Annotated in this window: 11 protein-coding genes and 1 pseudogene; 3 read left to right on the forward strand and 9 right to left on the reverse strand. The window is 40.1% G+C overall.

Features of this window, described 5'->3' with window-relative positions; genetic code table 11:
• Positions 1–13: 13 nt before the first annotated feature.
• Positions 14–1,339 carry an IS4 family transposase gene (locus GQR45_RS14650; RefSeq protein WP_165725782.1) on the reverse strand — a complete coding sequence of 442 codons (1,326 nt, stop codon included), beginning with the start codon at positions 1,337–1,339 and terminating at the stop codon, positions 14–16.
• Positions 1,340–1,474: 135 nt separating this feature from the next.
• Positions 1,475–3,904 carry a VolA/Pla-1 family phospholipase gene (locus GQR45_RS14655; protein ID WP_165726324.1) on the reverse strand — a complete coding sequence of 810 codons (2,430 nt, stop codon included), beginning with the start codon at positions 3,902–3,904 and terminating at the stop codon, positions 1,475–1,477.
• A gap of 206 nt (positions 3,905–4,110) precedes the next feature.
• Here GQR45_RS14655 and GQR45_RS14660 point away from each other — a divergent pair, with 206 nt between their 5' ends.
• Positions 4,111–4,869, forward strand: a complete 759-nt coding sequence (locus tag GQR45_RS14660) for a YciK family oxidoreductase (protein WP_165726325.1) — start codon at positions 4,111–4,113, stop codon at positions 4,867–4,869.
• A gap of 299 nt (positions 4,870–5,168) precedes the next feature.
• A pseudogene (locus tag GQR45_RS21385) lies at positions 5,169–5,537 on the forward strand (transposase); the annotation flags it as partial.
• Here the strand turns inward: GQR45_RS21385 and GQR45_RS21520 are convergent.
• Both GQR45_RS21520 and GQR45_RS14665 read right to left on the reverse strand, forming a co-directional pair.
• A complete protein-coding gene (locus GQR45_RS21520; RefSeq protein ID WP_277344611.1) occupies positions 5,496–5,618 on the reverse strand; it encodes a hypothetical protein in 123 nt (40 codons plus the stop codon). The pseudogene GQR45_RS21385 and the gene GQR45_RS21520 sit on opposite strands and share 42 nt — an antisense overlap.
• A gap of 252 nt (positions 5,619–5,870) precedes the next feature.
• On the reverse strand, positions 5,871–7,004 hold the full coding sequence (locus GQR45_RS14665) for an endo-1,4-beta-xylanase (protein ID WP_165726326.1): 1,134 nt from the start codon (positions 7,002–7,004) through the stop codon (positions 5,871–5,873).
• Between the two features lie 115 nt (positions 7,005–7,119).
• Here GQR45_RS14665 and GQR45_RS14670 point away from each other — a divergent pair, with 115 nt between their 5' ends.
• Entirely contained in the window at positions 7,120–8,094 is a 975-nt protein-coding gene (locus tag GQR45_RS14670) for an SMP-30/gluconolactonase/LRE family protein (protein WP_165726327.1), read from the forward strand.
• 152 nt (positions 8,095–8,246) lie between these two features.
• Here the strand turns inward: GQR45_RS14670 and GQR45_RS14675 are convergent, their stop codons facing one another.
• The 5 genes from GQR45_RS14675 to GQR45_RS14695 all read right to left on the reverse strand — a co-directional run bounded on the left by GQR45_RS14675 (position 8,247) and on the right by GQR45_RS14695 (position 13,845).
• Positions 8,247–9,527, reverse strand: coding sequence for a glycosyl hydrolase family 8 (locus GQR45_RS14675; protein WP_165726328.1), 1,281 nt, complete (start codon positions 9,525–9,527; stop codon positions 8,247–8,249).
• Between the two features lie 207 nt (positions 9,528–9,734).
• Positions 9,735–10,571, reverse strand: a complete 837-nt coding sequence (locus GQR45_RS14680) for a ThuA domain-containing protein (protein ID WP_165726329.1) — start codon at positions 10,569–10,571, stop codon at positions 9,735–9,737.
• 7 nt (positions 10,572–10,578) lie between these two features.
• Positions 10,579–11,322 carry a DUF6445 family protein gene (locus GQR45_RS14685; RefSeq protein ID WP_165726330.1) on the reverse strand — a complete coding sequence of 248 codons (744 nt, stop codon included), beginning with the start codon at positions 11,320–11,322 and terminating at the stop codon, positions 10,579–10,581.
• Between the two features lie 5 nt (positions 11,323–11,327).
• Positions 11,328–12,812, reverse strand: coding sequence for a tryptophan halogenase family protein (locus tag GQR45_RS14690; protein WP_165726331.1), 1,485 nt, complete (start codon positions 12,810–12,812; stop codon positions 11,328–11,330).
• A gap of 22 nt (positions 12,813–12,834) precedes the next feature.
• On the reverse strand, positions 12,835–13,845 hold the full coding sequence (locus tag GQR45_RS14695; RefSeq protein WP_165726332.1) for a cupin-like domain-containing protein: 1,011 nt from the start codon (positions 13,843–13,845) through the stop codon (positions 12,835–12,837).
• Position 13,846: the final 1 nt, after the last annotated feature.

A 13,846-nucleotide genomic window follows, 5' to 3' on the forward strand; every position in this document is an offset into this window, starting at 1 on the left:
TAACACCATTCAGTTAAGCATGCTTTGACTTAATGGTGTACCGAGTTTTTGAAATTCGAACGGTCCTACTTTTGGGCCGTTTTCTTTTTTCTGGAAGAATATAACGTTTCACTCGTTCTCGCATTGCCCTTAATTTCTTTGGAATTGAACCTGGCGAAGCGATGGCACACCAGAGTATTTCATCCTGTATATCCCGCAAAGCCATGACAAAACTAATTCTCAGCGGGGAGACTTTAGCCTCTTTGGCTATTCGACTTATCTCTACTCGAATTAAATTGTAGGCTAGCAATATACCCCATAGCTCTTGATTGACTCCATCCACAGTCTGACTACGCAAAAGAATACTATCCTCAAGCATCTGGTGTTTTATTTCTCCATAGCTATTTTCAATTTCCCAGCGCTCGAAATAGACATCAAGAATGGCCTGTGCACCAAAAGCCTGTTTATCATCCAAAGAGCACAGCAGACCTTTTATTTTTCCAGGCCCCATTGGCTCAGGATAAAGAACCAGTCTGGCCTGCCAGCACTCAGGAAGCGAAGGGTCTTGTTTTCTGGCATGCGCAGATACACTCATCTCTACTTTGAAGTCATGCTCAGAGTAAGATTCAATGACGGTGTATTGCGTGTTGCTTTTAATCGGGACCATCCAGTGCGACTGTGGGTGTTGCTTACGCCAATTAATCAGTAGCTCAGCGCTGAGATAACATCGGTCAAAAATAGTTAGACTGTTATCACTTACATGACCAAATAACTGCTTTGCGTAGTTCACCTCACCTTGATAACTGGGCCCGAAGGCAACGTGGTGTATCAACCGGCTACGCAAGGAGCTTAAGGCGCATAGGCGTACAATAGGATATTCTGTATGACGGTTTTTACTGTGCTTAATATAGTGAAAGTGCTCAGCAAGAGCTGGTGTATCGGGTGCACGAAATTGCGTTCCATCGACAGAAAATAACCGGAGTCCATACCACGTATCATCAGCATCTTCTTCTTGTGTCCAATGGGCTGCACATAGGTGAAATAAGGCTTGGAGGGGGTCGCTACTCAGGCGCTGTCTCGCTTGAGGAATAGCACTTGGAGCAACCGTATCGCCCAGGGTATCAGTGAGTGTTAAATCTAACTTCTCAACAACGTCACTAATAGAGCGGTCGCGAAAAAGACCCATTGCAATGATAAGCCAGACGACAAGCTCAGCAGGTAACTTACGTTTGCGAATACTTGCTTTATCGGTCTGTTCGAGCACATTAGAAATCCACTCAAGAGGGATATGTTTCTGAAATGTAGATAAAGAGTCAGGAGTGGCGAATATATCCGTATCAAGTAACCAATGACTAAGCATAAAAATACCCTCATAATCAAAAGATGATAAGGGTATTGTGAAGCAACCAAAAGATCGGTCAACCGATCAAAAATACCTTAACTGATCGGTGTTAACTTTTCAGTGGCTTTTAAAGGTTAATTATTTTACTGGTTATTAATCAGTCACAACCTCAGGGTTTGAAACTAATAACATCCGTCCGCGAGCAGCTAAGTAAGTAGCTACTTGCAACTGCATTTCTGCATTAGCGGCAGCACTGCCTTCAACAGTTGCAGCCTGTGCAGCATCTTGAGCTGGTGTTAATATAGAACCATGATGCCCTTTAGTAAATTTAACTAAGTAGCTTGCTGGTGTTTCACTCAATGCTTGCGAAGAACTTACTGTCTCAAGACCCATCAAGTTAGCTAATGGAATTGTGCCAGAAATAGGATTATTAGCTGCCATTGGTGGTATCACTTGGTCAGGCTTGTTATCAACACCATCACCCACAACAACATTAGTATAAACAGGAGTACCTAATGCTTTCACAGTGGCTGCGTAGTTAGTTGGGTCGCCACTATCTAGCGCAGTTTGCGCCGCAAAAGCAAACTGTGTAAATACACCTTGAATGTTAGTAAGTTTAGTCGTTTCACCCGCAGTGGTAAGTGATGCAATATATTCGTTGTAACCACATGTCAAGTAAGCTTCCATGTCTGGTATTAATGAGCCACAGTTAGAAACTGCATCTCCTTGTAAGTATGCAGTAAATTCATCAGCTTCTGTTGTACCCGCTTGTGAAAGTACTGAACCTTGAATAAATGGACCAAACGCAGCAGATTCAAGTAAGAAGCTTGCTATACCGCCACCACCACTTGCAAGAGCTACCGTGTTTACATTAAATAGCGGATCAAGCGTTTCTGCCATTGGCGTATTAGCTTGAGCAATAAATGCTGGAGCAACAATAGAACCTAGCGAATGCCCAATGTAGGTAACGTCTTTACTATTAATAGTTGTATCGTTAATAAAGTTTAAGCCTAAACGAAGGCCTAATAAATCAGCAGCCGATTGACGTAAGCTATCACGTGCAACAAGTAATGAACTTAAGTTCATGTAACTAAGCACAGAACCCGTTGTTGCATTAAAGTCGTCTGTTCCATCACCATCAACATCTATTCCGCGCTCACCATGTCTTGGATGGTCAATAGCAACCGTTGCAAAGCCTTGAATAGAAAGCTGCGCAGTTAAAGCAAGCATACTTTCTTTTTGTGTTGTAATACCGTGCTGCATAATCACAACAGGCCATCCACCTTCAGGCATTGCGATAGGATCTAATTGTAACTGTGCACGGACACCATTAATTATCGGTAAAATAGGTTTAGTAACTTGCACTGGCACATTTGCCATGCTTTGTACTTTTGGAATTGAGTTGTATTTTGTTAAATGGCGTGTGCTGTCTAGTCCTAAGTCACGTAATTGTCCGTCACTTAATGCAGAACATAAACCATCATTTTCACTAATAGGATCTGCAGGAAATGCATCGCCTGCAACGGCCTTATAACCAATTATTGCCACCGCGTTATCACACATACCTTGCCAATATGTATCACTTAAATCACTAATATCAGTACCCGTTGGTGTACCTAAGTACATCGGTAACATAATGCTACCTTTTTGATATTGCACACCAGAGAATGCAGCAGAGACTTCTACACCCTGAGAAGCAAATACTTGTTGTACATTTACCATAGGTTGTTCAGGAACTTGAAGCGCAGGAGTTGGTAACGCAGGCTGTTGCAAGCTTGCAGCTAGTAACTTTTTAATTGTCCCAAGTACAGGGCCTGCTGATTGAATAGTCATCGCACTAGAAAAAATAATATCTTCTTTTGTGATATCGCCTGAGCTAACTACTACATTTTCGTAACTGTTAACAGCCCCCTGCAAACCAAGTTGGGCTTCTGTAATTAATGGCGCTTCTTGTTTAACCAGCCCATAAGTAGAAGAAGGCTCAATAGAACGCCCTAATGAATCTTTAAGACCAGTAGTTAATACATTGATGTATGAGCTACCTGCCGTAAATGGTTTTAAAGGAATAATTGCAACGCCATCACCTGAAGCTTGAGTAACAAAGTCAACACCAAAAGTAAGCTCACCGAGCAATTTACAAGCAGTACCGGCAGCTACAACTGAACATTCTGCATCAGTTAAACTTGCACCCATTACAACTTCAAAAATTCTTACTGTACCAGGGGTCCCAGCAGACGCTTCATCTAAACTCACATTTGGTGGGAATGTTAAATCGATTTTATAAGGAACCTGCGAAGACCAACCATCAAGTGCACCTAGTGCAAGCTGAGGGTTTGCATAAGCTGCGCGCGAAATAGACACATTGTTGTCATCTAATTCACCAGGAATATTAAGTGTACCGTCTTGAGTTCCACTCATTAATAAATCATTAGGTACCGATAAGATACCTGCTGCTGGATCAAATGTAACTGTTGCTGTTGGGATAACTGGTGCTGTGTCGTTTTTGACATCTGTTAACGTTTCTCCACCGCCACAACCTGCTAAAGCAGCTGTAACCGAGAGTGAAAGTAGCATTTTTTTCATATTGTTGGCTCCGCACGTATTTTATTTTTATAGTGTGTTTAATCAGTGTATTAAGTTAAAACAATGTAATCAGGTTATTAATGAGACATTAGACCAGTTAAACTTAACGTAAAGTTTCTATTTTCGCCACCTAATTTTACAATAAATTCGATTACTTCACGTTTCGCTATGTTAAAATCAAAAAAATTATATGAATTGGTACTTTTATGCACACATATCAAGCAGCTGAAAACGCACTTAAAGATAAAGTTATTTTAATAACAGGCGCCGGTGATGGTATTGGCCGAGTTGCAGCAATTACGTATGCAAAATACGGCGCTACAGTTATCTTATTAGGAAAAACAACTAATAAACTTGAATGTGTTTACGATGAAATTGTTAATGCTGGCTACCCTAAACCTGCAATAGTCCCTATGGATTTAAAAGGCGCAACGAAGCAAAACTACCGTGACCTTGCTGCAACAATCGAATATCAGTTTGGACGCCTTGACGGGTTGCTTAATAATGCAGGTATTTTAGGGTCACTCGGTCCGCTTGAACATTTTTGCTCATCTACGTTCGAAAACATAATGAAAGTAAACGTGACTGCACAAGCAATGATCACTAAAGCACTTTTTCCTGTTCTTCGTAAGTCTGATAATGCATCGATAGTATTTACGTCATCAGGTGTAGGCCGCAAAGGTCGTGAATTTTGGGGGCCTTATGCCATCTCAAAATTTGCAGTAGAAGGTATGATGCAAACATGGGCATGTGAAGTAGGTAAAACGAATATTCGTGTAAACTGTATTAACCCAGGCGCTACTCGCACTTCAATGCGAGCTGCGGCATATCCAGGTGAAGATAGAGACGCACTTGCTACACCAGAGGATTTAATGCCTACATATTTATATCTAATGAGTGACGATTCTAGTGAAGTGAATGGCGAATCGTTAGATGCTCAAGTGAAAAAACAACTTGATGTCTAAAGCCCTAAAACCAAGTTTTTGGGTAAGCTAATTGAGTTTTAACTTAAATGTTCAATAATGTTTAAATATAAAAACCCTTGATAATTGGAATGCCCAACTATTGAGGGTCACTTCATATAAACCGTTTAAATTAATATCAAACTGTATTAGAAGTAATCATTCATTTTTTACTATTTATAAATAGTCTCAAGCCAATAGGAAATAAAATTAAATAACCAAATAAGCCATGGTAATACCCCCGAAAAATAATATGAAGCCAAACGTAGAATTTTCTCTTGTTGTAAACACTGGAGAAAATTATAAAAACAGCACATTTTACAGACAGCCAGATCCTCGCTATTTTGAAGCAAGCCGAGAGCAGAGTGCCTACCCCAGAGCTATGCCCTGAACATGGTATGGGAACTCAACCTTTTATAAATGACGCGCTAAATACAGCGGCATGGGTGCACCTTTAATGACACGAATGAAAGAGCTTGAAGATGAAAATCGCCGTTTAAAGAAAATGTATACCGAAGAGCGGCTAAAATCTGAGGTCATTCAAGAGGCAATGGAAAAAAGTGGTAAAGGCTTCTGAGCGCAAAGTATTGGCACATGAAGTCGTTAACACAAATAAAATGAGTATTGCCTTAGCTTGTCGTACTTTCATGATAAATGAAACTTGTAATCGCTAAATCTATTTCGGATAATTTTGCATCAAGCATCAAAAAAAGCTCTTCTAATCTAGCAAAATTTCCTAAAATATTAATCATTCAATAAAATTCCCAATTAGAGATTCAAATAAAAGCTCAATCAGAAATTCTTTTTCACTTTATGATTACGGCATGCTCTTTAACTACATTAGTACCAAATACTATAACCTATTGCTAGTTATAAACTTTAAGCTCTTTTTCTTATCATGATGCTTTAAAGTCATGAGGCACTTCTCATTCTTTACTCTTTGTGAAAGTATCAAAAAAAAGCCGAGTATTTAAAAATACTCGGCTTTGACTACACAATTCAGTTTACTGAACTACTTCAGCAATGGTTTTAATAACTGGCTTAGGGTTTAAATTACGATCCCATAGTAATGGATAGTTTGTTCTGTTTGGGATTGGGTAGTCGTTTTTCCACGACATACCATCGTGTAACCCCCAAAAGGTTACGCGGTCTATCTTGTCGCGTTTTGCGTAAAACAGTTCAAACAAGGCTTTATAACGGGCGTTTAGTTGCGCTTCTACGTCGCTCGGCAAGCCATTTTTGTATGGGTCGAGGTAGTTTTCAAACTCTTCTAACTGAAACTGTGGTTTCATCATATCGGTGCCGGTAATCTGCCCTTCTTTTGTTAAAGGCAGCACGTCTATATCAAGCTCAGTGATCATCACTTTTATACCCAGCGCAGCGTAGGCGTCAATGGCTTGTTCAATATTTTGCATTTTAGGAAAGTTAAGCCCCCAATGCGCTTGTATGCCAATGCCATCGATTCGAATACCTTCTTTTTGCAGCATTTTGATCATACGTATAATGCCGTCTCTTTTTTCTGGTCGCCATGCATTAAAGTCATTGTAGTAAAGCTCGGTATTAGGTGAATACTGCTGGGCGTATTTAAATGCGGCTTTTACCATAGTATCGCCATCACCTACGCGGTTAACCCACACAGTTGGGCGATAAGAGCCGTCATCAGCAATCACTTCGTTAACTACATCCCACGCATCTACTTTGTTTTTATAGCGCCCTGCTACAAGCTCTATGTGTTTGCGCATTTGCTCAAGCTGCTGTGCTGGGGTATTTGGCTCATTTTTGCTATTTGTAAAAAACCAGTCGGGCGTTTGGTTATGCCACACTAAGGTGTGGGCTACGGTAAACATATTATTTTGCTTGGCAAAATCTATAAACGCATCTGCACCATTAAAATCGACCTTACCTTGCTGTGGGTAAATTACTTCTGCTTTCATGGCGTTTTCTAGGGTGACTGTATTAAATTGCTTAGCAATAATTGACTGCGCGGCTGCGTTTTTACCTGTCACTATATCTTGATTTACAGCAACCCCCATTTTGAATGAGTCTACAAAGGTGTTTTTAAGGCCTTGGTCTTGTGCAGCGTTTACGCTTAATGATCCTGCAAGTAAAAGCAGGCTGAGTGTGTGTTTTTTATGCATGTGTGTGCTCCGTTGAATCGTTATTATTTTCGATAAATATCATACAACGAAAAAAATAAATGATATAGTCAAAATGACCATTAATTATAAATTAAACAAACCTGAGTAAACGTCTATGCTAAAAACACACAAAAAAACGCTAAGCTTAGTTGTATTAATGCTCTGTTTTAATAAAGCAGCGCTGGCACAACAACCTGAAAATACACCTTTGTTAAACACTGTAAACAGCCAAAGCAATGAGCAGTCGCCATTAATAAAGGGCGTAACACCCACACTTGTTAGTGACAATTTATTATTTTTAGAAGGCCCAACGTGGTCAAGCCAAGACAATGCGTTTTATTTTTCAGAAATGAACTTTGCTAGCTCGCAAGCACTTGGCCCTGATTCGACCATTTATAAATTAGTGCTGCCCAATACCCTCACCACTTATTTAAAACACAGTGGTACAAACGGCTTGTATGCCAAAGGGCAGAGCCTCTATACGCTTAACCATAGTACGCAGTCGCTTTCTAAAATTAATATAAAAAGTAAGACCAATACCGTAATAGTTAATAAGTTTGATGGGCTAAGCTTTAGCTCGCCAAACGATATGACTATGCATAAAAATGGCGATATATTTTTTACCGATCCTAATTGGCAACTAGGCGAACGCACTCAGCAAATGTCTTATACCGGTGTGTATAAATTAAGTAATACAGGCGTACTTAGTTTAATTGACGCCACTCTTGAAAAGCCCAATGGTGTTGCGCTCTCGCCAGATCAACGTACCCTTTATGTTGGCGACTTTAGTAACCGCATAAGCAAATACACTATTGATGAAAATGGTGATATCTCACCACGCGAAGACTTTATTAAAGTAACCTCACCCGATGGTATAAAAGTAGACTCTGCTGGCAATATTTACGTAAGCAGCCACAAAAAAGGCGTTATTAATATTTACACGCCACGCGGCTCACTTATCGATAAAATTGAACTGGGCCCTAATGTAACCAACCTTGCCTTTGGTGGTAAAAATCGCAAAACCTTATTAATAACCACCGCAAAGGGCTTGTTTACGCTTGATGTAAAAGTAGCGGGTTTGGCTAATTAGCTAAATTAGTTAAGCAACGTATTAAAGAGAAAGTTAAGCACATTAGTTAAGCAAAAAACCGGTGTAACTTAGTTACACCGGTTTTTTATTATCTAAGTTTTTGCCGCCTAAACTTTTGATGCTTAGGTTTTTGCTACTTAGGCACCGGTATTTTAATTAAACGTGTTGTTATAAAACTTAAAATTGCCCGATACATGCAGCATAGCTAACATATATAACGAACCATTGTAGTAACGGTAGTCACCTGTTGGTTGCGATAAAGACCAAAATTCGTTAAAAAACTCATTTGCTTGCCCAGAGTTTGTTGAAGCAAGTAACGCTACTGCATTCGCGGCTTTTTGACCTTCGCCTGCACAGCCTTTGTTTTGCGCTCCACCGTACGAATACACTTGCTCGTAACAGTTATTACTGTTGTTAGTTTTTGCATAACTTAAAAAGCCCAGTGCTTTATTTACTGCGCTTTTATGCCACGCTTGAGCACCCATTAAATGCGCGTCTAAACCCACATTCATAATTACGCGCCATGCATCAAATTCATACCATTGACCTGGGTTTGCTTGGTCGTTAAAAATGTAGCCAATAACAGGGCTGCCATCTAAGCGCGATAAAAATGTAGGTAAGTTCCAATGCGGGCTACCACTTACTTTTGTAAAATGGTTTTTAAGTAAGGTTCTACTTTTTGTGGCTACTTGTCGCCAGTAAGTTTTGTCTGCTTGGTTAGTTACGTTATTTGCAAAGTAGTCATAAAACGCAGGTATGTGATAAGAAGGGTCTGTTAGGTTATCAATGTAAGGTGAAAAGCGGATTATTTGGTTTTCCATAAGCTTATTTTTAATTGTGTTTAACATGGTAATGGCATCGTTGTAGTAGTTAAACTCACCAGAATTCCCCCAACGAGCAGAGGCATTAAGTAGTGCAAACGCAAAGTACTCTTCACCATCGGGAGCGGGGCCCTCATCCACTTTATAAACAAAGCCGTTTTGATTAAGCTTTAGTTTCCACGCGTAAACGCCTTGTTTTTTTACATCAGGGTGATTGTCTGGATTTTTTTGATACGCTTTTGCAAAGCGCCATAGGTTATCAAATTCTTCTTGTTTATAAAGCATGACAGCGGCGGTCATTCCCCACGATTGCCCTTCTGTTCTTATATCGTCGCCTTCGTCTGGGTTAATTGCTTTTATGTAGTGTGCTTTATAAACACCGTTTTCGGTGTACGGGTAGTAAAGTTGTTGTGTGTTGTTATAGCCAAACATATTGTCAAAAGTACTATTCACTTTTTGCTGTATATTTGTTTTACCCATTTCTTGTGCGAGGTTACGGTATGCTCCTGAACTGTCGGCGCCTACACTCGATGGGTTATTATTAAATGCAGCAAGTGATTGATAGCTTATTAGCGTTAACAATAAAGTTGTTATTTTAAAAAATACTTTCATGTTTATCCTCTTTATTTGAATTATATCAGCGTGCAAATCCAATATAGTCTTTTTGACCATTTGATCAAGGAATTCTCAAAATTATTTGTTTATTTTATAAACTAAGTGAAATGTGTGAAGGTGTTTAATACGTTCTTAAAAAATATAAAAGGCCGCTTAAAAAGCAGCCTAAATCGACATAAATAGTGTTAAAAGCGTATTTATTGGTTATTTATTAATTGCTACTTTTTTTAACCCTTTACCCGTTGCAGCCCAATAAATTCCGCCATAAATATGCTCGATTAAAAACTCACTTTTATACACAGCATTAGTATGCCCAAGGGCTGTATAAAATGATCGACCACCATCGTAATTGTGATACCACGAAATAGGATGAAACGCCCCCATACCTGAGCCTGTTTTGTTATTACCCCAATCGGCAGTTGGGTCGTAACTTTGCTCATCAACTGTGAGTAAGTAGTTTAACTTAGTTAGCTCGGGCCCAAATTCGTACCACTCGTCGGTCCAAAGTATTTCCTGCGGCATATGGTTTAAGCCAATAAAGCGAGTATTAGGTACTTTACTTAGTAAGCCAGTTTGAATAACAGGATGAATGTTAAAGGTGCGCCCCACCAGCTTTTGGTACCACGGCCAGTCGTATTCGGTATCTGATGCGCTATGAATACCAACAAAACCTTTACCTGCTTTTACAAATCGCTCAAGCGCGGCTTGCTCTTTTGGGTTTAAAATATCGCCCGTAGTTGATAAAAATACCACTACATCAACATTTTTTAAGTAATCGTCGTTAAAATAATGGCTTTCTTCGTGCCAAATTAAGTTAAAAAAGTGCTTATCGGCTAAGACCTCTAACGCTTTAACGCCTTCGGTTTGCGACTTATGGTGCCACCCTGCGGTTTTTGTAAATAGCAGCACATTAAATTGCTTTTTAGGGAGGGTATCAAACCCTGTAGCATTACTTTTTTGCACTGTTGCCGTACTCAGCGCCAATACAACAAAGCTTAATAGCCAACCTTTATATGCGAATCTAGGTAAAGAAAAAGACATAGTATTCCTATTTAAAATGAACAAACATATTAGCCGTTAGCCGCCCTGTTTGTGGACACGACGAAATATCGGTAGACGTATTAAGTAAACTGGTGTGCAGCAAATACCCAGGAAACACAATAAGCCTATTTGGCTTATATTCTATGTGCTTGTAGCACTCAAACTCACTGTGCTGCGTGGTGCAATAACTAGGCTTTGCATTATCTAATTCAAGGTACTTCTGAGCATATGTTAAATAAGTGTTTTTGCGCTTTGAGCTGATTGTTTCAAACCCTGTTTTTTTATGTCTAAAAAATCCAGTGCCGCCATGCTCGCCTTCGCCAAGGTAATGAATAATGGCAATTAGGTTAGGATCGTTGGTATCAAAGTGTGGCAAGGTTTGTATTGGTGATAGCTGCTGCTGTGTTTTAGTAATTAACGATAAGGTATTATCTTTTGGGCATGGGGTAAGTGTTTGCCCAATATTAAATACGTTATAAAGCCCCTGTATAAGCGGCTTTAAGTAATCAACCACACATTGCTTTGGCAGCGGCATGCGTAAACCTGGGTATTGAGTGAGTTCGTCGGGTTTAAACTCGCCATTATTTTGCGCATGATTTTCATCACTTAGGGCAGCACTTTCATCAGCACTTTGCGCTAAGTTTATAAGTTTTTGCGGCTCACTCAGGTAGTTGTCAATTATAATAATTGGCGTTTGCTCTTGCCCTATAAACTCATACTGCGGCTGTAAGTTATTGCCAAGTGTTAGCATAATACTTACTTAGCCTTGCAATAATGATTAATAAAATCAATGTGACTCGGTAAGCTATTTGCTTTTTTAGCCACATGATTTTTTATTGATTCTAAAAATCGTTTAAGCTCATCATCGCTCATGCTGTCTACAATGGGGTGATAATTTTGCGGCACTAGCCCTTGCCCTAACATCACTTGTAACCACGAGGCTTCACCAAATAGCTCTTGCTCTGCTTTATAAACATGCCCACTTTGCTTAAATAGCTCAATGCGTTTGGCAAGCGACTCTGGAATTGGCATGTTTTTACAGTAACGCCAAAAGTCGCTGTCGGTGCGCTGTGTTACATGGTAATGCAGCACAATAAAGTCGCGAATATTTTCGGCTTCAAAGCGCATTTTGTTATTAAAGTCATCTTGATAGCACGACTCGATTGCTTTGGTTGGCATGTTTTGCATTAATCTTATAATGCTTTGCTGAATTAAATGAATACTGGTTGATTCAAGCGGCTCAATAAAACCACTTGCTAAGCCAATAGCTACACAGTTTTTGTTCCAATGTTTACGCCGTGTACCGGTGCGGTATTTAATAACGCGCGGCTCATTAATCGGTTTGCCTTCTACGTTATTGAGTAGCGCTGTTTTGGCCTCATCATCGCTCATGTATTTACTACAAAACACTAAGCCATTACCACGACGGCTTTGCAGCGGTATTTGCCACTGCCAACCACATTTATGTGCCATTGCACGCGTATATGGCACTATTGGGCTTACTAATTCGGTTTGTACTGCTACTGCGCTGTCGCACGGGAGCCAATGGCTCCAATCTTCGTATCCGGTGTGTAGCGCTTGCTCTATTAATAAACCTTTAAAGCCGGTGCAATCTATAAATAAATCGCCCTCAATAATTTGCCCGTCACCTAAAGTAAGCGATTTTATAAAGCCATTAGTGGGCTCTAAGTTAACTTTGCTTATCATGCCTTCTATACGTTTAGCGCCGTTTTGCTGTGCAAAATTTCGTAAAAATTTAGCGTACAAACCTGCATCTAACTGATAAGCATGGTTACGGTCTTGATTCGGTACTACAGCAAATTTACCCAAGCGACTTGCTACGTGCTCTGTGCAATAATCGCCAATATCGGCTGCTACACCTTGTTGCATCCCTTTTAGCCAAAAGTGCTGAAAACCTGCAGCCCAGCAGCCTTGCCCCACATAACCAAATGAGTGAAAGTAGCTTTGCTGGTTTTGTTTCCAACCCTCAAACGATATGCCTAATTTAAACGTGGCATTAGTCGCTGCCATAAATTCTGATTCGCTAATTTTTAGTAAATCATGAAATATATGCAGCGTAGGAATAGTAGATTCACCGACCCCTACGGTAGGTATTAAATCGGATTCAACCAAGCATATTTCAATATTTTTACCTAGTAGCTTTGCCATTGCAGCGCTGCACATCCAACCGGCGGTACCGCCACCTGCTATTACGATTTTTCTAATTGCATTTTGATTCATAATTCAAACCTTACTAGTACGCTTAGCGTCTTAATTTATTTTGTAATTCGGCTCTTAATTTACGCGCTGTTAGCTCATTCATTGGCTTTGTTAAAATAGCCTGTGCGGGCTCTGGTATGTGGGTAAATTCGTTATCAGCAAATACATAGTAATTAAACAAACGTTGCCATGCTGCGCGCTCATGCTTTGGTAAATTACGTATGTTTAAAATAGCAAGGTGCAACGCATTAGTAGGCTGCCCATACACCGCTGGCGTATTTTTAAACCAATAATTAAACAGTATATTTAAACTGCCAAGCCCCTCTACTTGGTGCCACCACATGCAGGGTAATATAAGGGCATCGCCTGCTTCAAGATCAACGGTAATTGCCGCTTTTATTGCCTGCTCAAATTTAGGGTATTGCGTGAAGTTGGGCGCAGTTGTGGTGGTTAAGCTTATTGGCTGACCACCGGGTGCTTTATCAAGCGGACCTATGTATAAATTATCTATTTGATCGGGGGCAAATAAAGTAAAACGCCTTTTGCCTGCAACGCAACATGCTAAATTTTGCGCTACGTCGTAATGTGCTGGTACGGTAACCTTTCCGCCTGCCCATACATTAAATAAACAGCCTTCGTTTAATGCGTTAACGTGGCAGTGATTAACCAAACCAGGTAAGCACTGTGCAATGCTAGTAGAGCCAATGTATAAAGTGTCGGCTTGTGGATTATTTGCACTTTGCGCTATTTGCTCAAGCGCATTAATAAATGCCGCTTGCTGATTAGTAAAATTAAAACCGCTCATATCGGGGTTATACCCTATAACCCCGCTTTGACTGGCGGGTATTGTGCAAGTATTAACTAAAAAACCTTCGTAAAACGGCGCTAAATAATCAATCGCTGCACTGTCTGACTTTTTAGCAGCAATAACGAGGGGCCAATCGGTCACAAACCCTTTTAGTACAATAGGCACAGACGAGTTTAAAAGCTCTTTGGGCAACGTGCTGGGAGTTAAGCCATTAAGCGTTTGAATTTTATTTGCTAAATTTTCCATA

This window comes from Pseudoalteromonas sp. SA25 (assembly GCF_011378705.1).
In the GTDB taxonomy this organism is placed as follows: domain Bacteria; phylum Pseudomonadota; class Gammaproteobacteria; order Enterobacterales; family Alteromonadaceae; genus Pseudoalteromonas; species Pseudoalteromonas arctica.